General features: G+C 51.2%; 24 protein-coding genes and 1 tRNA gene. 24 read left to right on the forward strand and 1 reads right to left on the reverse strand.

The window, feature by feature from the left end; translation table 11 throughout:
- The first annotated feature begins 55 nt into the window (after nt 1-55).
- Both PsAD5_RS00600 and PsAD5_RS00605 read left to right on the forward strand, forming a co-directional pair.
- Nucleotides 56-964: a MarR family transcriptional regulator gene (locus PsAD5_RS00600; protein WP_153041317.1), complete on the forward strand. Its 909-nt coding sequence runs from the start codon at nt 56-58 to the stop codon at nt 962-964.
- Nucleotides 936-1,463 (forward strand): hypothetical protein, encoded by a 528-nt coding sequence (locus PsAD5_RS00605; RefSeq protein ID WP_057464329.1) that lies wholly within the window; start codon nt 936-938, stop codon nt 1,461-1,463. The genes PsAD5_RS00600 and PsAD5_RS00605 overlap by 29 nt, the downstream gene beginning before the upstream one ends.
- Nucleotides 1,464-1,515: 52 nt before the next feature.
- Here PsAD5_RS00605 and PsAD5_RS00610 read toward each other — a convergent pair whose 3' ends face one another.
- Nucleotides 1,516-2,232, reverse strand: a complete 717-nt coding sequence (locus tag PsAD5_RS00610) for an XRE family transcriptional regulator (RefSeq protein WP_063290683.1) — start codon at nt 2,230-2,232, stop codon at nt 1,516-1,518.
- 152 nt (nt 2,233-2,384) lie between these two features.
- On the opposite strand from PsAD5_RS00610, the gene PsAD5_RS00615 reads away from it, so the two are divergent.
- The 22 genes from PsAD5_RS00615 to PsAD5_RS00735 all read left to right on the forward strand — a co-directional run bounded on the left by PsAD5_RS00615 (nt 2,385) and on the right by PsAD5_RS00735 (nt 19,057).
- The gene (locus PsAD5_RS00615) at nt 2,385-2,567 is read left to right on the forward strand and encodes a hypothetical protein (RefSeq protein WP_153041318.1); all 183 of its coding nucleotides are present in this window, start codon (nt 2,385-2,387) and stop codon (nt 2,565-2,567) included.
- Between the two features lie 403 nt (nt 2,568-2,970).
- Entirely contained in the window at nt 2,971-3,426 is a 456-nt protein-coding gene (locus PsAD5_RS00625; protein ID WP_153041319.1) for a hypothetical protein, read from the forward strand.
- On the forward strand, nt 3,423-4,124 hold the full coding sequence (locus tag PsAD5_RS00630; protein ID WP_063290687.1) for a hypothetical protein: 702 nt from the start codon (nt 3,423-3,425) through the stop codon (nt 4,122-4,124). The genes PsAD5_RS00625 and PsAD5_RS00630 overlap by 4 nt, the downstream gene beginning before the upstream one ends.
- Nucleotides 4,125-5,252: a DNA-methyltransferase gene (locus tag PsAD5_RS00635; RefSeq protein WP_063290688.1), complete on the forward strand. Its 1,128-nt coding sequence runs from the start codon at nt 4,125-4,127 to the stop codon at nt 5,250-5,252. It abuts the gene before it with no gap.
- A 198-nt stretch (nt 5,253-5,450) separates the two neighbouring features.
- Nucleotides 5,451-5,903 (forward strand): hypothetical protein, encoded by a 453-nt coding sequence (locus PsAD5_RS27760; protein WP_057464337.1) that lies wholly within the window; start codon nt 5,451-5,453, stop codon nt 5,901-5,903.
- Nucleotides 5,900-6,439 carry a hypothetical protein gene (locus tag PsAD5_RS00650; protein ID WP_063290691.1) on the forward strand — a complete coding sequence of 180 codons (540 nt, stop codon included), beginning with the start codon at nt 5,900-5,902 and terminating at the stop codon, nt 6,437-6,439. The genes PsAD5_RS27760 and PsAD5_RS00650 overlap by 4 nt, the downstream gene beginning before the upstream one ends.
- A complete protein-coding gene (locus PsAD5_RS00655; protein ID WP_063290692.1) occupies nt 6,436-7,491 on the forward strand; it encodes a DUF7146 domain-containing protein in 1,056 nt (351 codons plus the stop codon). Before PsAD5_RS00650 ends, PsAD5_RS00655 begins: the two co-directional genes overlap by 4 nt.
- Nucleotides 7,491-9,005, forward strand: coding sequence for a DNA cytosine methyltransferase (locus tag PsAD5_RS00660; protein WP_063290693.1), 1,515 nt, complete (start codon nt 7,491-7,493; stop codon nt 9,003-9,005). Before PsAD5_RS00655 ends, PsAD5_RS00660 begins: the two co-directional genes overlap by 1 nt.
- The gene (locus PsAD5_RS00665; RefSeq protein WP_063290694.1) at nt 9,002-9,328 is read left to right on the forward strand and encodes a hypothetical protein; all 327 of its coding nucleotides are present in this window, start codon (nt 9,002-9,004) and stop codon (nt 9,326-9,328) included. Before PsAD5_RS00660 ends, PsAD5_RS00665 begins: the two co-directional genes overlap by 4 nt.
- Nucleotides 9,329-9,905: 577 nt before the next feature.
- Complete coding sequence (locus tag PsAD5_RS27955; protein ID WP_193778121.1) at nt 9,906-10,067, forward strand: hypothetical protein; 162 nt, start codon at nt 9,906-9,908, stop codon at nt 10,065-10,067.
- A 5-nt stretch (nt 10,068-10,072) separates the two neighbouring features.
- Nucleotides 10,073-10,360 carry a hypothetical protein gene (locus PsAD5_RS00680; protein ID WP_063290697.1) on the forward strand — a complete coding sequence of 96 codons (288 nt, stop codon included), beginning with the start codon at nt 10,073-10,075 and terminating at the stop codon, nt 10,358-10,360.
- Between the two features lie 19 nt (nt 10,361-10,379).
- Nucleotides 10,380-10,853 (forward strand): DUF4326 domain-containing protein, encoded by a 474-nt coding sequence (locus tag PsAD5_RS27480; RefSeq protein ID WP_200962343.1) that lies wholly within the window; start codon nt 10,380-10,382, stop codon nt 10,851-10,853.
- A complete protein-coding gene (locus PsAD5_RS00690) occupies nt 10,850-12,259 on the forward strand; it encodes a DnaB-like helicase C-terminal domain-containing protein (RefSeq protein WP_063290698.1) in 1,410 nt (469 codons plus the stop codon). Before PsAD5_RS27480 ends, PsAD5_RS00690 begins: the two co-directional genes overlap by 4 nt.
- Nucleotides 12,256-12,657 carry a hypothetical protein gene (locus tag PsAD5_RS00695; RefSeq protein WP_063290699.1) on the forward strand — a complete coding sequence of 134 codons (402 nt, stop codon included), beginning with the start codon at nt 12,256-12,258 and terminating at the stop codon, nt 12,655-12,657. Before PsAD5_RS00690 ends, PsAD5_RS00695 begins: the two co-directional genes overlap by 4 nt.
- An 11-nt stretch (nt 12,658-12,668) precedes the next feature.
- On the forward strand, nt 12,669-13,259 hold the full coding sequence (locus tag PsAD5_RS00700; protein ID WP_153041320.1) for a hypothetical protein: 591 nt from the start codon (nt 12,669-12,671) through the stop codon (nt 13,257-13,259).
- A gap of 72 nt (nt 13,260-13,331) precedes the next feature.
- Nucleotides 13,332-13,407, forward strand: a tRNA-Ile gene (locus PsAD5_RS00705).
- Between the two features lie 690 nt (nt 13,408-14,097).
- Nucleotides 14,098-14,250 carry a hypothetical protein gene (locus PsAD5_RS27960; RefSeq protein WP_193778122.1) on the forward strand — a complete coding sequence of 51 codons (153 nt, stop codon included), beginning with the start codon at nt 14,098-14,100 and terminating at the stop codon, nt 14,248-14,250.
- 142 nt (nt 14,251-14,392) lie between these two features.
- Entirely contained in the window at nt 14,393-14,689 is a 297-nt protein-coding gene (locus PsAD5_RS00710; RefSeq protein WP_063290701.1) for a hypothetical protein, read from the forward strand.
- Nucleotides 14,690-14,952: 263 nt separating this feature from the next.
- On the forward strand, nt 14,953-15,528 hold the full coding sequence (locus PsAD5_RS00720) for a terminase small subunit (RefSeq protein WP_057464350.1): 576 nt from the start codon (nt 14,953-14,955) through the stop codon (nt 15,526-15,528).
- A gap of 10 nt (nt 15,529-15,538) precedes the next feature.
- Nucleotides 15,539-16,939 carry a PBSX family phage terminase large subunit gene (locus PsAD5_RS00725; protein ID WP_084405883.1) on the forward strand — a complete coding sequence of 467 codons (1,401 nt, stop codon included), beginning with the start codon at nt 15,539-15,541 and terminating at the stop codon, nt 16,937-16,939.
- Complete coding sequence (locus PsAD5_RS00730; protein WP_063290703.1) at nt 16,939-18,294, forward strand: phage portal protein; 1,356 nt, start codon at nt 16,939-16,941, stop codon at nt 18,292-18,294. Before PsAD5_RS00725 ends, PsAD5_RS00730 begins: the two co-directional genes overlap by 1 nt.
- Entirely contained in the window at nt 18,236-19,057 is an 822-nt protein-coding gene (locus PsAD5_RS00735; protein WP_063290704.1) for a DUF2213 domain-containing protein, read from the forward strand. The genes PsAD5_RS00730 and PsAD5_RS00735 overlap by 59 nt, the downstream gene beginning before the upstream one ends.
- Nucleotides 19,058-19,110: the final 53 nt, after the last annotated feature.

The raw sequence follows: 19,110 nt of genomic DNA on the forward strand, positions 1-19,110 counted from the left end.
CAGGAATACTGGGGTGCTTTTGGGCGTCTCAAAGTGAGGAGTGGGAAGGTATTTTATGTCTTCTGGCTGGGTGAGGATTGATCGCGCGATGTTTGGTCATGGTGCCTTTAGGGGGCCTGCTGATTGGGGTGCGTGGATGTGGCTAATCAGTGAAGCCAGGTGGCGCGAGGCGGAGGTTATGATTTCCGGAGAGATGTTAACGCTTCAACGAGGGCAGCTTTCCCACTCGGTTCGCTATATGGCTCAAGCGCTCGGATTGAGTAAAAATGGGGTGCAGGGCTTGCTCAAAAGGTTTGAGAAGTGGGGCCTAGTTGAAACCTCAACGGGGACAGGTCAAACGATCATAACTATCTGTAATTACGATAAATATCAGGACATGGGGACGTCGCAGGGACAGGGCGAGGACAGTGCGGGGGCGCCAGAGGGACAGGGCGGGGACAGCTCGGGGACAAAGAAGAACAAGAAAACAAATAAACAAGGAAACAATAAACAAGAATCTCTTTCCTGTGCTTCTTCTGGTGGGGCTGTTGCTTCTGGGCAGTTTGAGTTGGTGCCGGTCACTGTTGAGCGTGATGAAGTGCGTGAGGCGTACGAGCAGTACTGTGCTTTTGTGGGTGAGTACAACTCAAGATGGAGGAATGAGCAGGCTCCTAAGCTGTCGGTGCCGTCTGCTTTGACCGAAAAGCGGCGAGTTGGGCTTAGGAAGGTGCTTGGGGCGCTTGAGGCTGCTGGTAAGAGCTTTGAGGATATTCTTCGGGAAATCTTAGATGGACCGCATCTGCTTGGCTTCAATGATAGGGGCTGGACGGTTGCGATTGATTTTGTCTGTACCGAAACTAAAGCGCGTAAGATCTGGGAAGGTGTGTACCGCGGCAAGGTTCCGAGGCCGCGGAGGAGCACTTTTGAGGCGATGAATGAACTGATGGAGCGAAGAAATGGAAGTTCAAGTTATCAACCGCTCTGACGCTGTGCGGGTTGCCGGTGCGGAGGATGCTCGTGAGTTTGTGCGGTTGCGAGAGGAGTTTTCAGGGTTCTCGAAAGAGGATGCACGAGATCCAGATGCGGCGCACAAGCGTAGACCGAAATTGCGGCAAATGCTTGACCAAACGAGGAGAATTGCTCGCCCGTGTGAGGCGCATGAGGCGCGTTTTTTTGCTACTCGGATCTATGCAAAGTGGGTTACGGAGCGCTCGGAGTTATGCCAGCTTGAGATTGATGATATCGAGCAAACCTGCGCGAGTCATGGTGTGAATTATCACGTCTTAAAAATGGTGATGGATAAGGTCAGGGCAGGGGATGTTGAGTTTAGGTTCTTCCCATCGTGTGGTGATGTGATGAGGCATGTGCTTAAGGAGCAGCGACGTTCTGAGGCATTTATTGGGAGCTTGGAGATGCGCCTTAACTCGGAGTTTTGGATTGCACACGAAACCAAGAATGGTGCCAGGGGTCTATTAGAGGCTTAGGCTGTGAAAATATGCCCGCTGGGGCTTGGGTTCTCAGCGGGCATAGATCGGTCTACACGTACGATACTGCAACAATGCGGTGCATTGCTACCACGTCCGATTCGTGGAATTTGATTTGCTCGGGTGGGTTGAGTTGAGCGAGTAGTCGATATCCGGCCTCCCTGCCTTCATAGCGCTTAACATAGCAGCGAACTACTTCTTCATCCCTAATCTGTATAACGACATAATCTCCCACTTTTGCGGGTTTGCGGGGGTTCACAAACACCGCTTCTCCCTCTTCCATGCGTGGTGACATAGTGTCACCTGATACGTATACGGCATATGCCTCCGGTACATCCATAAGTTGTGATGGAGCTGGAATAGTATCTAATGGTTGTTCTAAAATAAAACCGTCAGTATCCCCTGATGTAGTCCCGTACACTGGCAGAACTCCTGAAATAATGCTTATTGGTCTTGGTTGACTTGCATTACTTCTAATATTTTCATCAGCTTGACTATGGGGAGCTTCCCTAAAAGTCGTTTCTTGGTTCTTTTGGGGTTTGTGCTTACTCTGCGTAGGTTGGTCTTTTTCAGTTCCGAAAAGCAGCCAGCTTGGTGAAACGTTAAACGCAGAAGCGTAGGTTTCAGCCTTCTTTTGAGTGATGGAACGGTTGCCGTTTTCGTTGCTGGTATAAGAATCCCTCGGCCAGCCAAACGCCTTGGCTGCGTCTGTTGCTGTTGAGTAGCCAGCCTGTATCCTGGCCTGCCTCAGGCGGTCTGACGGTTTCATAAGCTTGCAATCCCTGTGAGAAGTGATTTTTGGCTTTTAGCACTAAAGAACGTACATTTACGCTTGACCTATTATCGTACAATTAGTACAAAACATACATGAAGTACGAGACGATAAATCAAATCTTCGAAATCTGGGGGAGCGTCCCGAAAATGGCGGAAGAAACCGGCATTATTCAGGACACTCTCTATGGGATGAAACGGCGTAACTCCATTGCTCATTGGCATTGGGAGACAATCATTAAAGCTGCTGAAAACCGCGGTGTTACCGATTTAAGTAAAGAAGTTTTCAGCCGATTGGTTCTCAAGGAACGCGCCGAGAGACTAGCGGCTTAGGCGTTCGCGCCTAGGCTCTCCAGTTGGGGTAAGTAGCCTTCCATGTTTACCGTACGAGGTGGCCGACCCTCGCGAACAATCATAGGGATTTTAACCCCTCTTAATCGTTCGATTTGCTCGGTGTTGAGAATGGACAGGAGGCGAATAGTCACGGCGGTTAGCTCGTCCACCTGTTCTTGGAGAGTGCGAGGCTCTTTGGTGCTCTCCGGCGTAACTGTCATGGCGTTTAATTCCTTTTAGTCATGGCTCGCGGGGTTTGGTGCTGCAACATCATCCCCCGCCTCTGTATCAACAATACCTAATGTACACCTATGGTTGATGTTGTGCATGTGGGAAAACTTAAGGTTTTATGAACATGAACGGAGCAGGAACATCGGAAAGCATACAGCAAAGGCTGTGTCGCTTGTCGCGTTCAACGGTAGTTCAGCTTGGTGGTGATGAGGCTGTCTCTGCGATCTTGGGTAAAAGCTCAAGTTTAGTTAACCGGTGCTACAAGACCACTGAAAAGCACCGCTTTACGGCTGCTGATGTGTTGAAACTCAATGAATATCAAGTTTCAATCGGTGAGGAGCCCGAGTTCCTCGCAGGGGATGCCAGGTATCTTGGGTATGAGTTGCGGCCACTGAACCTCCCTGAATGTATAGATGACCCGGTTGATACGGTTTTAAAAGCAGCTCAGGATGCCAGCACCCTAACAACTATCTGCATTGATGCTGCGGCTGATTATAAAATCACTCTTGATGAATTACACAAAATCAAAGCGGCAGGGATCGCGCTTAGAGGCGCTCAGCGAGCACTTGAGGCTCTGGAGGCGCAGGTAAATTCAAGCTCGTTTTCTGTTGTCGGGAGTGCGGCATGAAGCTTTGGAAAGAAATGGACAGCGTTGAGCGCGTTCAAGCTCTGCAAGCGACAAAGGCCTTTGGGGCAACTATCAGCCAGTTTGCCCAAGAGCGCAAATGTTCCCAAGGCACAGTAAGCGATTTCCTTGCAAGACGTAATTTGAAGTGGTCACGTATTGAAGGAGCGACGGGGCTGGAAGTTGCGCATGCTCATTGGATCGATTTAGGCCGTAGGCGGCGTTATGAAGCGCTGAGAAATGCTGCGCGCGAAGGCCTGAGTATTGAAGGGGTCATAAAGCGGCATAAAGTCCAGCCGCATGAACTGCATGATTTCCTTCAAGAGTTGGGCCTTGCTTGGGAAGAGGTAGCGGAATCCGAGTTGGAGGTAAAGAGCACATCCCGCAAGCGCAAGAATGCCGATTTTGAGGAAATCGTCATTCCTTGCGATGGGCAGGAAGAGGATAAGCGGTTTTGGAGGCGGGGCCGGAAAGACTGCGCAGAGTTCTTGAACTTAATCTGCCACGAGCATGAAGAAACCTATTGGGCGAACAAGTACAGACAGAGCGCGCCTGATGCACGCGGGTATCAGCCTTTTAACATTGAAGCCTACCAAGCCTCCCTTTCAGGTGAATGGAAGGCTGAAGATTACCGTGCAGCTGCTCAGTTAGATCAAGCCAAGCGCTTGGCCCGCCAGCCTCCAGTTCAGGAGGCGGCTTAGATGAAGGGTCCCACGGTTAGCAATGCTCTGGTAGGCGACAAACTCAACTATAAAATATTGATCGGCGATGTTCTGGAACGCCTGCGCGGACTACTAGGCGACAGCGTAGATTGCGTTGTTGTCTCTCCGCCTTACTGGGGACTTCGCGATTATGGCGTTGCGGGGCAGCTGGGTCTTGAACCAACACTGAAAGAGCATCTCGACAAGATGGTTGAGGTGTTTGAAGAAGTTCGGCGGGTGCTGAAACCAGAAGGTACTTGCTGGATCAACTACGGTGACTGCTACGCGACCACTCCTGCAGGGCACAAAGCAGATGCAGACGGGCGGATACGAACCGGAAAAGACGACCGGACATTTACTCAAAAACCGTTCTCAACCATTCAGGGCAATTTGAAGCCCAAAGACCTTTGCATGTTACCAAATCGTCTTGCCATTGCTCTGCAAGACGCAGGGTGGTGGGTCAGAGCTGAATGCATCTGGGCAAAACCAAATCCTATGCCTGAAAGTATTCGCGACAGACCGGCGACGGCACATGAAAAGATTTGGTTGGTCACTAAGACACCTCATTACTACTACGACGCTGAAGCGGTGAGGCAAAAACGCTCTAGCAATGAAGACGCAAACGGTTTCCGTGGCGGCTCATACACGCAGGGAGAGCCCGGTAAGAGAACCGAGGTTGGAAATAAGAAAGTTCGTGAGCGCGGGAGCTTAAGACCTCACGCGGGTTTCAACCAGCGTTGGGATCACATGTCAAAGGCCGAGCAACAGGCAAACGGGCGAAACTTACGCAACTATGAGCCTGCGCCTTTAACTGTTTGGAATATGGCGACCCGCCCATTTTCAGAAGCCCATTTTGCTACCTTTCCGCCAGAGCTGGTTGAACGATGCCTGAAAGCAGGATGCCCGAAAGGCGGTGTTGTTCTTGACCCATTCGGTGGAGCGGGCACCACGGCTTTAGTGGCTCTCAGAATGGGAATGGAAGCAATCTTGATAGAGCTGAATCCAGATTATGCCGAGATCGCAAAAAAGCGGATTGAGCGGGATTGGGTAGGGCCGGTAGAGCGTAAACGCGATGTAACCGAAGCCAACAATGATGCAGGGCCGTTATTTGGTGGAGAGGCAGCATGATCTTAGCCGCTCAAACCAAGATTAACAAAGCCTTCAATACTCTTTCCAAGCTACCGGATGGGCGTGCGAAGAGCCGTCCGGAAATCATCAAAGAGCTTACAGCTCTTAAGGAGTTGGCAGAGGGCAGGGCAGAGAACTTGGAAGTCAAAAACGGTGACCTTCGAGCCCAACTTAAGAAGTGCAGAAAGGAGCTTAGAGATGCTCAACAAAGAATCGACGTATTACGCGCAAAAGGCAATAAAGCTCCTCGAAGCGCAAGGGGTAAAGATAGTGCCAGATGTAAGGCAGATCGACTCTTCCCCGGACTCCCCGCCTCAGACAGGGGCGGCGGGCACGCTTGCTGAGCTGATCAAGCGCCAAAGCTATGAGCATGCGCATGATGTGATTTTGTGTCTGACGCAGATCCAAAATAGGCCGCGGTACTTAAGCCGCGATATCATGCTTGCAATCTCCGATATCCTCCGGCAGCGCCGAGAGTGGGCGCGTGATCTGGGGGCGTTTATGGACGCCTTAGACCGTGCCGATATTCCAGCAATCATCACGAGAACCAAGAGAATGCCTAAGCCTCACAGTTGGCGCTCTCATTTCGGGGCTATGATACTGGACCGTATCATAGATCGATTGGACGTAGCCCCGGAGTTGGTGGCATGAACAAGATTAAGCATATTGTAGGGCCGACTATCGCGCTTCGCAGCGGTCAATATTTTGATCTTAAGCAGCCTTGGGCTTGTGAGTTTTCTATCGAAGATATTGCTCATGCATTGGCAAACTTGTGTCGGTTTACCGGTCATTGCAAGCAGTTCTATTCAGTGGCCGAGCATTCGGTTTTCACAAGCCAAATAGTTCCGCCAGAGTTCGCGCTTGAAGGCCTGTTGCATGACGCTGCTGAGGCATTCATTGGGGATATTGCTAAGCCTCTAAAATCAATCCTCCCAGATTATGCGGTGATTGAAGAGCGAGTTGAGAATGCTGTTCTCACACGCCTTGGAGTGCCTGTGAAAATGTCGCCGGAGATCAAGCATGCAGATCTGCGAATGCTGAAGGCTGAGCAGTTCCAAGCGATGGAAGATACTAATGTTTGGCCCTTGGTAGAGGAGCTAGATGCAGCGGATATCAAGCTTGAGTTCTGGCCTCCTGAGAGGGCTAAGCAAGAATTTTTGCAGCGATTTGAGGAGCTGGCTGCATGAACCGTAACCCAGATACTCAAGCTTGGATAGATGAGGCTAAAGACGTGCCTCTTGATGTTGCTGCGGAAATGACCTCAGCCGCGTTTAAGCGCACGGGTTCAGAGTTCACGTCAATCTCTGGTTGCCCCGCTTGTGGCGGTCGTGATCGCCTTGGATTTAACACCGCTAAGAAGGTTTGGATTTGCCGCGGTGCAGATCAGGGGCACGATGCAATCGGCTTCCTGATGCACGTCAATAGCCTTTCATTTTTAGAGGCTGTTGAAGCTTTAACCGGTAGGCCAAATCCAAGCGGGCAAAAGTCTAAACCTCTGACACAAGAGCAGAGAGAGGCGATTGAGCGCAAGCGTGCCGCTGCGAAAGCCAAGTCAGAAGCTGCGGAAGCAGAGCAGGCAGAGAAAGTGGAGGATACCAAAGCTTATTCTCTCAAGCTCTGGAAAGAGGGGCGCTCAATAGCAGGCACGCCAGCAGAAGCCTACCTGCTCAATCGAGGCATCCCTAAGTTGGATTGGCCGACTTGCTTGCGCTTCCATAAAGGACTGAAACACCAGAGCGGCAAAACCTATCCAGCTCTCATAGCTCAGGTTGTGGATGTTGACGGCGCCCATATGGCAATCTGGCGCATTTTCCTAACGCGTGATGGTCAAAAGGCTCCTGAGCAATATGTGAAACTTGGCCTTGCTCCAATTTCTGGTGGGGCTGTGCGTCTTGCTGCGCCCTCTGGCGGGCGTATTGCGCTCACTGAGGGGATTGAGACGGGTTTAGCTGTGATGGTCCTCACGGGGCTTCCAGTGTGGCCTGTGCTGGCCCGGGCTGGTTTCAAAAACCTCGAACCACCTGAGGGCGTGGAGCGTGTCGACAATTACGCAGATCACGACAAGCCAAAATGGAGCGAGAAACACGGTTGTTTCATGCCACCAGAAGGTTTGCGCGATGCGGAAGAGGGAGCAGCGCGTTTCCGTTCAATGAGTGTTGAAGCCCACGTTCATAAGCCGGAAGCGCGCGGCAATGATTGGCTAGATGTTTTAAACAAAGTACAGCAGAGGGCGGCGTGATGCTCGAACTATTCCCAACTAAATCTGATTTTGTGCCGCATGATGAGTTGATCATCGATAGTTTTGCTGGCGGTGGCGGCGCCTCAACCGGTATTGAAATGGCGCTTGGACGGTCGCCAAACATTGCAATCAACCACTGTGATGCTGCATTGGCTATGCACGCTGAAAATCACCCTGAAACGCTGCATTTGCCTGAGAGCGTTTGGGATGTGCATTTGCAGAGTTATACCAACGGTCGACAGGTGGCATTGCTTTGGGCCTCTCCTGACTGTCGCCATTTTTCTAGGGCGCGAGGCAGTAAGCCAACCTCAAAAAGCGTGCGTATGCTTGCATGGTCTATCGTTGACTTCTGCCAAAAGCTTGGAAGTAAGCGGCCTCGGGTCATCATGCTGGAGAACGTTCCAGAGTTTCGAACCTGGGAGGATTTTGAAGCATGGCAGGAAGCTTTGCGAAAGCTTGGCTATCGTATTGAGTTCAAGGAACTGCGCGGTTGTGATTTTGGTGCCCCAACAATTCGTAAGCGCTTGTTTATGGTCGCGCGCCGAGATCGTAAGCCGATTAAGTGGCCTGAGATTACACATGGAGATCCTAAGGGCGAAGCTGTGAAGTCTGGCAAGCTCTTGCCATGGAAAACAGCGGCAGATTGTATTGATTGGTCAATCCCTTGCCCGTCTATCTTTGAGCGGAAGAAGAAGCTTGCAGATAAGACAATGGAGCGCATTGCAGCGGGCATCAAAAAGTTTGTCCTCGATGCGCAAGAACCGTTCATCTTAAACATGAGCCATGGCGGCAATCTTGAGAGCTTGGCTAAGCCCTTCACCACTATCAAGACCGAAAAAGGCGGTTGCCGTGCTCTGGTGGTTCCATATGTTCAAAGGCAGTTTGGAAACTCAGTAGGTGCTCAAGCAGATGCGCCACTGGGAACCATAACTGCTTCGGGTGGTGGGAAGTCCGCTCTTGTTGCTGCATTCCTTGCGCAACACAACACGGGAGTCGTTGGCCGTCCAGCCGACGCACCAGTATCTACCATACTGCAATCTGGCTCGCATCAAGCGCTTGTTACCAGCCACCTGATGACAATGCGGGGCTCTTGTAAGCATGGGCGGGCAACAGATGAGCCTATGCCAGCTCTGACCGCTGGCGGCAATCATGTTGCAGAAGTGCGCTCGTTCTTGATGGCGTATTATGGCACGAGCATTGGTCAAGACATTAATGAGCCAATGGGTACTGTAACCACGAAGGATCGTTTTGGGCTCGTTACTGTAACGATTGGTGGTGAACCGTATGTCATCGTAGATATTGGCATGCGGATGCTGACACCGGCAGAGCTTTATCTCGCGCAAGGTTTTCCAGCAAATTACAAAATCAACTTTGATTACAAAGGAAGGCCTTTCACAAAAACGCAGCAAGTCGCCAAATGCGGTAATTCCGTTTGCCCTCCTGTCGCTCGCGCATTGGTTGCCTGCAATCTGCCGGAGCTGATTATTGAGGAAGAGTTTAGGCAGGCGGCATGAATGACCTCAAGAAACAGCAACTGAGCGAACGGCTTGTTCGCTTGGGGGGTATGATCGGTGATGGGTTGCATCTTGAACCCGATGGCAAGTGGATTACTCGCGAGTACCGATCAACACTAAAAGCGCTTGGCATTAAGCGACTTCGTGCGAATAACTCGGCTGAAATCAATGAGTTCATGCAGGCGCAAGTTGAAGCATTAACCTGCTCCAAGTGTGAGGGCGAGCTAAAACAAACTCGCTCCGGTTCTTTGCGAGCAGCATGCACCAACTGTGGTGCGAGGTTTGTAGTTGGTAAGCGCAGGCGGAGAAAGGCGAAGGCATAATGACCGAATCCTTACAGAGGCAAACATACCCTTTTGGTCAATCAGAAGATTGGCGGCGCTCTCCATGCAATCAGCATCATTTTTTACCTCTTGATGTTGGGGGAGATCCATTCGCGGCAACGGAGTTTTTTGGGGTGATGATTGGCGATCAAGGACGTGGTTGGATTGCTTGCCGCCTTGGTCGAGAGCGCACGGGGTCTTGCGAAGTGCTGAATGAGCACGAGCTCCCAGATATTCGGGATGCAATGCGTGTGTGCGAAGAGCATCGCGTAAGCCTTCCAACAACCTTGGAGAGGTGAAACATGGCTTACGGAGATTACGACGGGTCGAACAAGCCAGATAAGGGCAAAGAAGGCGGCAGCTGCAATCGAACACACTGCCAAGCCCCTAAGGCTGATTGGTTTAACCATGGGTCATTTGCTTGGTACTGTGGGGATTGCAGAAACACCATTGAAAACGACCCTGTCAACCGTAGGGATTGGGAAACCCGGTGGCGTCCCAAGTGTGGCCACCCAATGTTTGAAACGCGCGAAATGATAGCAGCGCGTCAACAGACCAACTAACCCGGTAGGTGGCAATGCTTTTCAAAATCCGATGGATGCTTGGGCGCGAAATCTTAAAGCTTGGAATTTTGGTCGCGCCGGATGAGTACTTTTACAAGCTCTGCAAAGCAATTCGTGAGGCCAATGAGACCGATGTTTTCGGCCCCAAATTCAAACAGCCCAACAAAGGCCGGTGAGTGAAATGGCACCTGAAGAAATTATCTCAGATGAAGAAATCGAGCGCGTTCATGCGCATGCTAATTTTGGATCAACGTCAAAGCGGCGCGTCGTTGATGAAGGTGTGTTGAAATACGCTTTTGGATATCAAGGCGGCTCTACGCAAGTTTCCATTCTTCGTGAGCATGGTCTTGTCCGTCAACGTAACCGCTCAAGCCTTGCCGCGTCTTTAACGCCAAAAGGCAAGAAGTACCTGCGGGCAATGAAAGCGAATATGAGCATTGATGCATTGCTCGACACTATGTCCAGATAACTCCCGTTAGGTGATGACAATGCAAGCAGCTTTATTTGATATGCCAGCCAAACCGCGCAAACCGCGAGAGTTAAAGGCTCATGTGGTCGATGCGGGCGATGATGGTTGCGGAAAATCGGTTGCAGAGTTTGAGTGTAAGCGCTGTGGGTGGAACTCTGGTTGGATCATCATCAGTAACGTGACTGAAGCAAGGCGCGGCATTGCGTGCGAGGTCTGCAACCAGCCCTTAGGTGCACGTGTCCATAACAAGCACCACAAAACAGCGCCTTCCGATGCGGTTTACATTGGTCGTGGCTCACCTTGGGGAAACCCGTTTGCAGTGGGTAAAGACGGTACAAGAGAGCAGGTTATTGAGCGCTTTAAGTGTGAGGTGCTGCCTAGACTAGATTTAGCGCCTTTGGTCGGTAAGGACTTGGTTTGTTATTGCTATCCGAAGCCTTGCCATGGTGACGCAATCATAGAAGTGCTTCAGCAGGCTAGAGAGGCAGAATGAACGATCAAGTCTCTATCTCCAATGAAGAAACCAATATCCTTGCGCTGATGCTTGCCAAGCCTGCGACCTATTTTGAGGTCGCAGACATTCTGACAGGTGAGCATTTCCAAACAGCTCAAAGCCGGGATGTTTGGTTAGGCTTGGTTGGCAGTGCGCGTGAGGGGTTGCCCTATGATCAAGCAGGCAACACCCTGTTTGATGCTTCTCAGGTGTACAGGCACGCAGGCCGCGTTTCAGAGGATGCCAACGTTGACCTCATGTCGCGTATCATCTCGCTGATTGCGATGGGGTTGGATATCAATGCGGATGTAATGAGCCTTGCTCAGCCGATCATTGACCGCAAAGATAGCTCAGACGCACAAAAAGCCCTCTCCAGCGCGCTTGCAGCATTGCAGAGGGGAGATGATGTAAAGGCAACTATTGGAGCGACAAGCGAAGCCCTGAAGCTCATTGAGGGGAAGAGTGAGCTCGCTCGCATCCGAGTTATTGGTGAGGTTGCCAATGAAGTTTTTAAGAAGGCGCAAGAAGGGCCTGAAAAGCACGGGCCAGGTATCTCAACGGGTATCAGTGACGTAGATAGGATCATCGGCGGCGATTGGGCGCCGGGTGATCTAGTGGGCATTGGTGGGGCTCCGGCTTCTGGTAAGACAGCCTTTCTCTTGCAAGTTGGGTTGGGGGTTGCTGAGCGCGGAGGCGTTACGCAGTTTGAAAGCCTTGAGATGCGTGATTTCCAGCTTGCACAACGCTTGCTGGCTGCAAGATCGGACGTAAACCCTGCAAATCTGAAGCGTAGTGATGTTGATGCTGATGAGTTGGAACGCTTATTCCTGAATGCCCAGAAACTGCAAGGCGTTCCATTCTGGATTGACTGTGAATCTTACACCACTGTTGAGCAGATCCATACACGCGCAATGGCACGCAAACAGCGCGATGGCCTAAATCTGCTTATCGTGGATTCTCTCAAGGCAACCGGAGTTCGTGACCGCCAGCTAAATGCTAATCTTGGTGCGCGAGCTGGCTATGTCATGAAAGAGCTAAAGGAGATCGCCAAGGATTTATCAATCCCGGTAGCTGTTCTCTTGCACCCAAAAACTGGGTTGCAGCTTGGCCCTACTGAGCGAATTAAAATGGAAGATTTCTACGGTGGATCTAACTTGCAGTCAGACGCTGACACAGTAGGCATCATTCATAGGCCGGGACCTCAGGTCGAACGCGCAAGACCTGAAGATGAAACAAAAGAAGACTTCTTAGAATGGGAAAAGATGCACATGAATTGGCCTCATACACGGGCACAATTTTGGGCTGAAAAGGTGAGGGCCGGGGCATCTGCTGGCGGAATGGTTGAGATTCATTTCGATGGCGCGCGGCAACAGTTTTACGGGAAAGCATATGGAGAGGCTGCATGAGTGATAAGCAGATGACTAAAGACGAATGGCATTGGAGCTGCTTTGCGGAGGCATTTAAAGGTATCCCCAAGCCTATCCCAATGTTTGATGATGGTGCAGTTTGCCCGTGGTGCGGGGAGTTGCACGCAACTGTCTCTGTTGGATCGAATGAGTGCAACTCTTGCCAGAAAATATTTATCTTTGGCTATCCGGACAAATGGCCTTCAACAATTAAGCAGCGCCCTGAAAGCTTCGTTGATTTTCCTTACGAGGAATGGAAGCTCTTAGGTGCAAAGCCTAGCCTTGTGCCAGAGTGGAAGCCAAGCGAGCGCCTAAAAGAAATCCATGATGATGTTGATGCATGGCTCGCTGATTTGAGCGGTGAAGAGCCTGCGCCAGAAGGTGCAACAATAAACTAAAGGTTTGCGGGATGAATTTTCTAGATCTTGAGAGAACGATTGTCGCCCGAATGATTGAGGCGCATGTAACGCTTCTCAAAGTGAATGTACGCGGAATTGCACCAGATACAGGGCGCGGGTTTTGGCCTCAGGTTGTGCATGATCATGATGTACCTGAAATCCCAGCCGCTCACCTATCGAAAGCATATGAGGTGCTTGCGGGTTATGAGGCATTACTTGGGCCTGAAGCGCTTAAGAAGATGTTGGCGCGTGCAAAGCAGGGTCGAAGTGCCTTCATCGGGCACAATGAACTGAGGCCGGAGCATGTGAGCCGCATGAATGAGTGCCTTAACTGGCCTGCACTGATCAAGAAAGAGCATAACCGGAATGCATTCAATGTTTATTGCTATTGCAAAGCGCGTGATTTCAGCTTTCGCAAGGAAATGAGCAAGAGAGATGTGTCATATCATGCAGGTTTGAGCCGCTTTAAATATGGACTTAAAGATCTAATGACGGTTTTTTGCAAAAATGGGGCAGTATTGGAAAGGCCAGACGAAAACTACTACTTACAATATGAGCCTAAATCAGCTATCTATATTGATACAGTGGTCGAAGCTGCGTAATTGTTTTGGCTGCTTACTTTTTTGGTGATGACTAATGTACTTGGCCCCTACTTCGGTAGGGGCTTTTCTTTTGGCCGTGTAGCTCAATGATTAGAGCCGTCCGCTCATAACGGATTGGTTGCAGGTTTGATTCCTGTCGCGGCTACCAAACGAATTCTAATAGCGCGGCACGATGCCAGCGCTTCCCGCCCTATGCTCCTGCCTTGCGTGATCCTCCCACCATCCGGCAGTAGAGCAAGGGCGGGGCTGTTTTTAGTGATTGGCGGCTCTGCATAGCATCCGCACCTGAGGGGCTGTAGCGCCCCAGATGAGAGCGCCGCGTGCTCAGACAGTGGCAAGCAAGCACGAGCCGAAAGGCGGTTAGGCCTACAACGTGGCAAAAGAAGCGTGGGCGGCAGGCTGGTAATGCTTCATTAGAAACCAGCAAGCAGAGTTGCTTTCGCGAAGCTGTCCGTTAACTGATGCTCAAAACCCTTGTTAGGTATCAGCCGAAAGGTGCGGAACGGGTGCTCTGATTTCTAAGACCCTACCAAGGGCCGCTAGGGTTGATCGCCTAGCGCTTGATTTTGGCCGCTTCATGCAGGTTATGGGGAAGCGGGACGCGCCGGAAGCTCGGGAGAGCGCCTAACTAGGTATTGTAGCCGAAGGGGACGGGATCAACGCGGGCGTGCGGAACCTGCCAAACAACATGGCTGCAGCCACTTGGGAAACCTACGCCGCGGTCCTCTACCCACACGTAGCGTGCTGCGTGTCCTCTCCCTTTCGCGTATCGAAATCTGAACCTCTTAGGGGTTGGTTGACTGCGCGTGGGGGAGAAGAGTTTTCAGGAGGTTGAAGCATGACTTCTAAGCAAGTGTTGAACCAGCGCATTCAGGAGCTGGAAGAGCAGCTCTCTCAGAGTAGAGGCTTTAGTTGGCGCCAAGTTATGGCGGTTGGTGTTTCCGTTGGCCTCATTGTCTTTGTGGCTGGCTTCAAGTTTGGTGGCTTGTGATGGGTGAGGTCTTTCTTGGTGCGGCGCTGATTTTCTTCGCGCTATGCACGCTTGTCCTTGCTGCTGCCATTGGACGGCTTACGCAGATGCTTAAGCAAACCCCAGAACATCAAACAATTTGGACACGGAAGGATCTGCACTGATGGGCAAAGTTCTCAAGAAGTTCATTAGATGGCTGCTGGGGCAGGGGGAAGACCTCAGAGACGCAATGATTGAAGACCAGCAGAGGAAGGTTAAGTCCCTCAGGGCGAGAAAACTCGGTGTGAACGTTGACTGGAAAGCTGTTGCAGAATCTAGCGCTCAGGAAATCACCAACCTGCAGGCTGAGAAGATAGAGCTTCAATTCCAGATCAACGAAGGGCTGGAGGATCGTAATAGGCTGGTCGCGGAAAACTGGGCACTGGAAGGCAAGTTAGAGCGTATCCGTAGAGCCTGGTAAGAGGAGGGCAGGGTATGGCTCATGCGAAGAAGAGGGCACCCTGCCTTGTTCCATTCTGTAATAGATCGACAGCAAGGGTAGAGCGGGGGAAGAGTGGCTCTGCTCTGATCATTACCGACATGTAGACAAAGAATTGAAAGCCCTGCGCAAGCGATTGAGGCAGAGAAGGAAAGACCCAGAGAGGACAGCTAAGGCTGATTGGGTTGTATGGCAAAAGATGAAACGCCAAGCGATTGAAAGGGCGTTCGGGATTAGGGCTTAACATGGCAAAGAGCGATAAGGCGTCAAAGGCAAAAGCCCTCACTGCAAAGCAAGAGTTGTTCTGTCTGGAATACATCAAGGACTTGAACGCGACACAAGCTGCAATTCGTTCCGGTTACTCGGAAAAGACGGCTTATAAGATTGGCGCGGAGAACCTCAGTAAACCTCAGATCCAAGAGCGTATCTCTGTAGCGCAGAATGAGCGTTCAGAGAGAGTGCAGGTAGATGGGGATAGGGTTTTGCAGGAGCTGGCAAAGATTGGCTTCAGTGACCTTCGTAAGCTGTTTACACCTGCGGGGCATTTGTTGCCGCCAGACCAATGGCCGGAGGATGTATCCGGGGCAATCTCATCACTCAAGGTAATCACGAAGCCGGGTGAAGAGGACAAGGACGGTAACAAGACCGTTGAGCATGTCCATGAAATCAAGCTTTGGGACAAGAACAGCGCTCTTGAGAAGATCGCTAAGCACCTCGGCATGTTCATTGAGACGGTGAACCTTAAGCACTCCGGTGAAGTAACTCAAAATCACAATATGAGCTGGCGCGAGATGTTGAGGCAGAGGGCACCGGAAGAATAGCTGAGGTCTAATGGCAACCTATCTTACAAATCCGGCTTTGTTCGACTTCTGGGAGCAGGTTTTCGAAGATGGGGTTGATGGGGGTATCCTCTATGGTGGCCGCTCCAGCTCAAAGACCGTAGACACTGCAAGAAACCTTACGCGACTGGTTGATTATATCCCGGTCAAGCTTCGCATTATGTGCGTTCGTCGGTTTCAGAACAAAATTGAGCATTCGGTTTATCAAGAGCTGTGTGATGCAATTGAAGCTTTGGGGCTGCAAGCTCGCTTTGATATCCAAAAAGCGAAGATTATCCACGTTTCTACTAAGTCTGAATTCTTCTTCTACGGAACGGAGCGCAACTTAGGGGACATTAAGGGCACTTCCGGCGTTGATATCCTCTGGGTAGAGGAGGGCGAGGCGCTTACGAAGGAGCAATGGGAAATCATTGAACCGACTGTTCGTAAAGAGGGCAGCTTAAAGCTCATTTTGTTTAACCCGCGCTTCGTTACTGACTTCGTTTGGAAGTTCTTCATCATCAACACGCCTCCGGGATGGATTAAGCGGTTGATCAACCATGATGAGAATCCGTTTCTGTCTAAGACGATGTTGCGCACTATTGCGGCACATAGGAAACGAGATCCAGACGGGTTTGAAAATGTCTATGACGGCAAGCCTATGGGAGATAGTGAACTTTCTATCTTCAAGCGCCGTTGGTTGGATGCTTGTGTTGATGCTCATGTAAAGCTTGGGGTAGAGCTGGTTGGCCGCAAAGTTATCGGCTTTGACCCTGCGGACGATGGTGAAGATGCCTGCGCAACCGCAGATATGACAGGCAGCGTTGTAATCGGGCTTGACGAATGGAAGTCCGGTAAGGACGAGCTGACGCAATCCTCCAAGAGAGTTTGGGTGCGGGCTAAGGCGCAAGGTGCTCTCGTTTCGTATGACACTGTAGGCGTGGGCGCGTTCATTGGTGGTCATATCAATGACCTGAACGGCGAGAATAAAGCGAGTGTTGCACACTTCGCATTTCATGCTGGTGGTGCTGTGCTTGATCCTGATGACCCGAGCGACCCATACAACGAAAACAGCCCAACAAATCGAGCGGAGTACAGTCGCCTTAAAGCACAAGGCTGGGCGCGTACGTCTCGCAAGGCAATGCTCACCTACAACGCAGTAGAGCGCGGCCATTCAATCCGGCCTGAAGATGTTCTGAGCTTTAGTAGTGACATTCCAGAGGAGGCGCTTGAAGAGCTTTTTACAGAGCTATGCGTGCCTTGGTGGGTTCAGAACGAAGGTAAGAAGCATGTCGTTCCTAAAGAGAAGCTCAAAAAGGATATGGGCGTGAAATCGCACAACCGCGCTGACGCGCTTATCGCTGCTGACAACGCGGGCGAAGATGAACATTATGATTTAGGGGCATTGGTGTAATGAACTTTATGGATGGCCTGCGCAATTTGTTTTCGGGCCTTGGTGTTCCAGGTAGAGACAAAAGCGCAGGCGCTCAGTTTCTCCATACGCCTATCACTGAAGCCGAGATCTTTGCACTGTTTGATGGTGACGCTATCGTGAAGAAAATCGCGGTGGCGCCTTCTGAAGATATGGTTGCCAAATGGCGTGAGTGGACAGATCCAAAGGTAGAGGCAGAAGAGAAAAAGCATAGGCTGCGAGCCAAGATCCGCGACACCCTGATTATGGCAAAGCGTGATGGTGGTGCAGCGCTGGTGTTCTCCATTCGCGGACAGAGTCTCGACCAGCCCTTGCAGGCTGATGGTGCGCGCGAGGGTTCGCTGCAATGGATTCATCCATTCAGCAGGGTAGAGATTACGCCTATGGATGTGCGGCGTGACCCTAATGATGAGTGGTTTGGAGAGCCTGAGTACTTCGTAATTAACACCACGATGCAGGAAGTTAAGATCCACCCGTCGCGCGTCATCTCATTCTTTGGCGATGAGCGCTTGCGTGGTGTTACGATGGACCCGGATTATTGGGGCGTTTCTATCTATGATGCTTTACGTGAGTTCATTAGGCGGCGTGAGACTGCCTTAGGTGAGGGGTGCTCACTCCTGCCAGAGATGAAAACGGATATCGTCAAGATACCTGGCTTATCCGCATTGCTGGCCGATAAGGATAAAGAGGCCAAACTGCGTGAGCGCATGCTCTTTATGCGAGAGAACAAGAGCAATCACGGCATTGCAGTTATGCAAGGTGGCGACGAGAAGAGCGCGGAACAATGGGAGCAGAAGACGCTCACACTCTCGCAAGTTCCCGAAATGATGCAAGAGTTCATCCAGCATGAGGCTGGTGCAGCAGATATCCCGCTTACTCGGCTTTATGGCACATCACCAAAAGGACTTGGCGCCAATGGTGATGGTGAAACACGCAACTACTATGACCGGCTCAAAGCTGAACAGGAAACACGGATAGAGCCAGCTCTATGCGAGTTCGACGAAGTGTTGCAGCGCTCCTCTGGAGCTAAGACAGGCTCCACTTTCAAGTGGGTTCCGCTCAAAGAACTAGATGAGAAAGAGCGCGGCGAGTTGTTCTCGAAGCAAGCAGATGGCGTGTCAAAACTTCATGAAACAGGCTTGTTCCCTGAAGAAGTGCTTGCAGATAGCTCTGTAACGATGCTGGAGAACGGCGGCACGCTGTCTGGAATTGCAGCGGCTTACAAAGAACATGGGGGGTATGAAGACCCTCCCGACGAAGACGACGAGGACGTGACCGATGAAGTCAATCAACCTAACGGAGCTGGTGGACGCCGGAGCGACGCGCAAGACAAGTGACGGTTACTTGATCGCAGATGCAAAGGTAGCTCGTACGGGTATCCAGCGTTATGCCGGATATGAGCTAGGCTTCGCAGATCGCGGAGTAATGCGCGTTTACCGTCCTGAGGAAGAAGTTTTCAAAGCGGCAAGCTTGGCTTCTTTCGCGGGTAAGCCTGTCACCAATGATCATCCAGCCACAAGCGTTTCAGCTGAAGACTGGAAGGAAAAGGCTGTAGGGCACGTCGGCAACGACATTGCGCGAGACGGTGAGTTTGTGCGCGTGCCCTTCACGGTGATGGATAAAGCGACTGTAGAGCAGGTTGAGGGCGGCAAGCGCCAGCTTTCTGTTGGCTACTCTGCAACGCTCACAGTTGAAGACGGATTTACGCCAGAAGGTGAGCCTTACGATGCTGTTCAGCGGGATATTAAGGTAAACCATTTGGCACTCGTGCGAGCTGCTCGTGCAGGGTCTGAGGCTCGGATTGAAGACGGTGCTAAATGGGGGGCATCCCCGATTTTTGACCATAAAGAGGAAGCGATAGTGAAAACCTATAACATCGCAGTTGGCGACAAGGCCTTTGTTGTAAATGAAGACGGCAAAGAGGCAGTTGATGCAATGAAGATCATCGTTGCCGATAAAGACGCAGAGTTGGCAGAGGCTCAAAAGCAAGCGAACGAAGCGCAGGCCAAAGCCGACATGTTGGCAGACTGTCCGTCGTCAAAGATAGTTGGACAAAATTGGCTTTCGATTAGTGGAGTGTCTGGCCCAATTGCGTGTTGATGTTAAGCGGCTTGTGCGTGGTAGCGCAAGCGTCGGTTTTGAATAGTTCTGCG

Source organism: Pseudovibrio sp. Ad5, from assembly GCF_001623095.1.
In the GTDB taxonomy this organism is placed as follows: Bacteria; Pseudomonadota; Alphaproteobacteria; order Rhizobiales; family Stappiaceae; genus Pseudovibrio.

Excerpts from the sequence above, each read along its gene's own strand:
- PsAD5_RS00600 (WP_153041317.1), top strand. The coding sequence starts at position 56 with ATGTCTTCTGGCTGGGTGAGGATTGATCGCGCGATGTTTGGTCATGGT.
- PsAD5_RS00605 (WP_057464329.1), top strand. The coding sequence starts at position 936 with ATGGAAGTTCAAGTTATCAACCGCTCTGACGCTGTGCGGGTTGCCGGT.
- PsAD5_RS00610 (WP_063290683.1), bottom strand. The coding sequence starts at position 2,232 with ATGAAACCGTCAGACCGCCTGAGGCAGGCCAGGATACAGGCTGGCTAC.
- PsAD5_RS00615 (WP_153041318.1), top strand. The coding sequence starts at position 2,385 with ATGGCGGAAGAAACCGGCATTATTCAGGACACTCTCTATGGGATGAAA.
- PsAD5_RS00630 (WP_063290687.1), top strand. The coding sequence starts at position 3,423 with ATGAAGCTTTGGAAAGAAATGGACAGCGTTGAGCGCGTTCAAGCTCTG.
- PsAD5_RS00635 (WP_063290688.1), top strand. The coding sequence starts at position 4,125 with ATGAAGGGTCCCACGGTTAGCAATGCTCTGGTAGGCGACAAACTCAAC.
- PsAD5_RS27760 (WP_057464337.1), top strand. The coding sequence starts at position 5,451 with ATGCTCAACAAAGAATCGACGTATTACGCGCAAAAGGCAATAAAGCTC.
- PsAD5_RS00650 (WP_063290691.1), top strand. The coding sequence starts at position 5,900 with ATGAACAAGATTAAGCATATTGTAGGGCCGACTATCGCGCTTCGCAGC.
- PsAD5_RS00655 (WP_063290692.1), top strand. The coding sequence starts at position 6,436 with ATGAACCGTAACCCAGATACTCAAGCTTGGATAGATGAGGCTAAAGAC.
- PsAD5_RS00660 (WP_063290693.1), top strand. The coding sequence starts at position 7,491 with ATGCTCGAACTATTCCCAACTAAATCTGATTTTGTGCCGCATGATGAG.
- PsAD5_RS00665 (WP_063290694.1), top strand. The coding sequence starts at position 9,002 with ATGAATGACCTCAAGAAACAGCAACTGAGCGAACGGCTTGTTCGCTTG.
- PsAD5_RS27955 (WP_193778121.1), top strand. The coding sequence starts at position 9,906 with ATGCTTTTCAAAATCCGATGGATGCTTGGGCGCGAAATCTTAAAGCTT.
- PsAD5_RS00680 (WP_063290697.1), top strand. The coding sequence starts at position 10,073 with ATGGCACCTGAAGAAATTATCTCAGATGAAGAAATCGAGCGCGTTCAT.
- PsAD5_RS27480 (WP_200962343.1), top strand. The coding sequence starts at position 10,380 with ATGCAAGCAGCTTTATTTGATATGCCAGCCAAACCGCGCAAACCGCGA.
- PsAD5_RS00690 (WP_063290698.1), top strand. The coding sequence starts at position 10,850 with ATGAACGATCAAGTCTCTATCTCCAATGAAGAAACCAATATCCTTGCG.
- PsAD5_RS00695 (WP_063290699.1), top strand. The coding sequence starts at position 12,256 with ATGAGTGATAAGCAGATGACTAAAGACGAATGGCATTGGAGCTGCTTT.
- PsAD5_RS00700 (WP_153041320.1), top strand. The coding sequence starts at position 12,669 with ATGAATTTTCTAGATCTTGAGAGAACGATTGTCGCCCGAATGATTGAG.
- PsAD5_RS27960 (WP_193778122.1), top strand. The coding sequence starts at position 14,098 with ATGACTTCTAAGCAAGTGTTGAACCAGCGCATTCAGGAGCTGGAAGAG.
- PsAD5_RS00710 (WP_063290701.1), top strand. The coding sequence starts at position 14,393 with ATGGGCAAAGTTCTCAAGAAGTTCATTAGATGGCTGCTGGGGCAGGGG.
- PsAD5_RS00720 (WP_057464350.1), top strand. The coding sequence starts at position 14,953 with ATGGCAAAGAGCGATAAGGCGTCAAAGGCAAAAGCCCTCACTGCAAAG.
- PsAD5_RS00725 (WP_084405883.1), top strand. The coding sequence starts at position 15,539 with ATGGCAACCTATCTTACAAATCCGGCTTTGTTCGACTTCTGGGAGCAG.
- PsAD5_RS00730 (WP_063290703.1), top strand. The coding sequence starts at position 16,939 with ATGAACTTTATGGATGGCCTGCGCAATTTGTTTTCGGGCCTTGGTGTT.
- PsAD5_RS00735 (WP_063290704.1), top strand. The coding sequence starts at position 18,236 with ATGAAGTCAATCAACCTAACGGAGCTGGTGGACGCCGGAGCGACGCGC.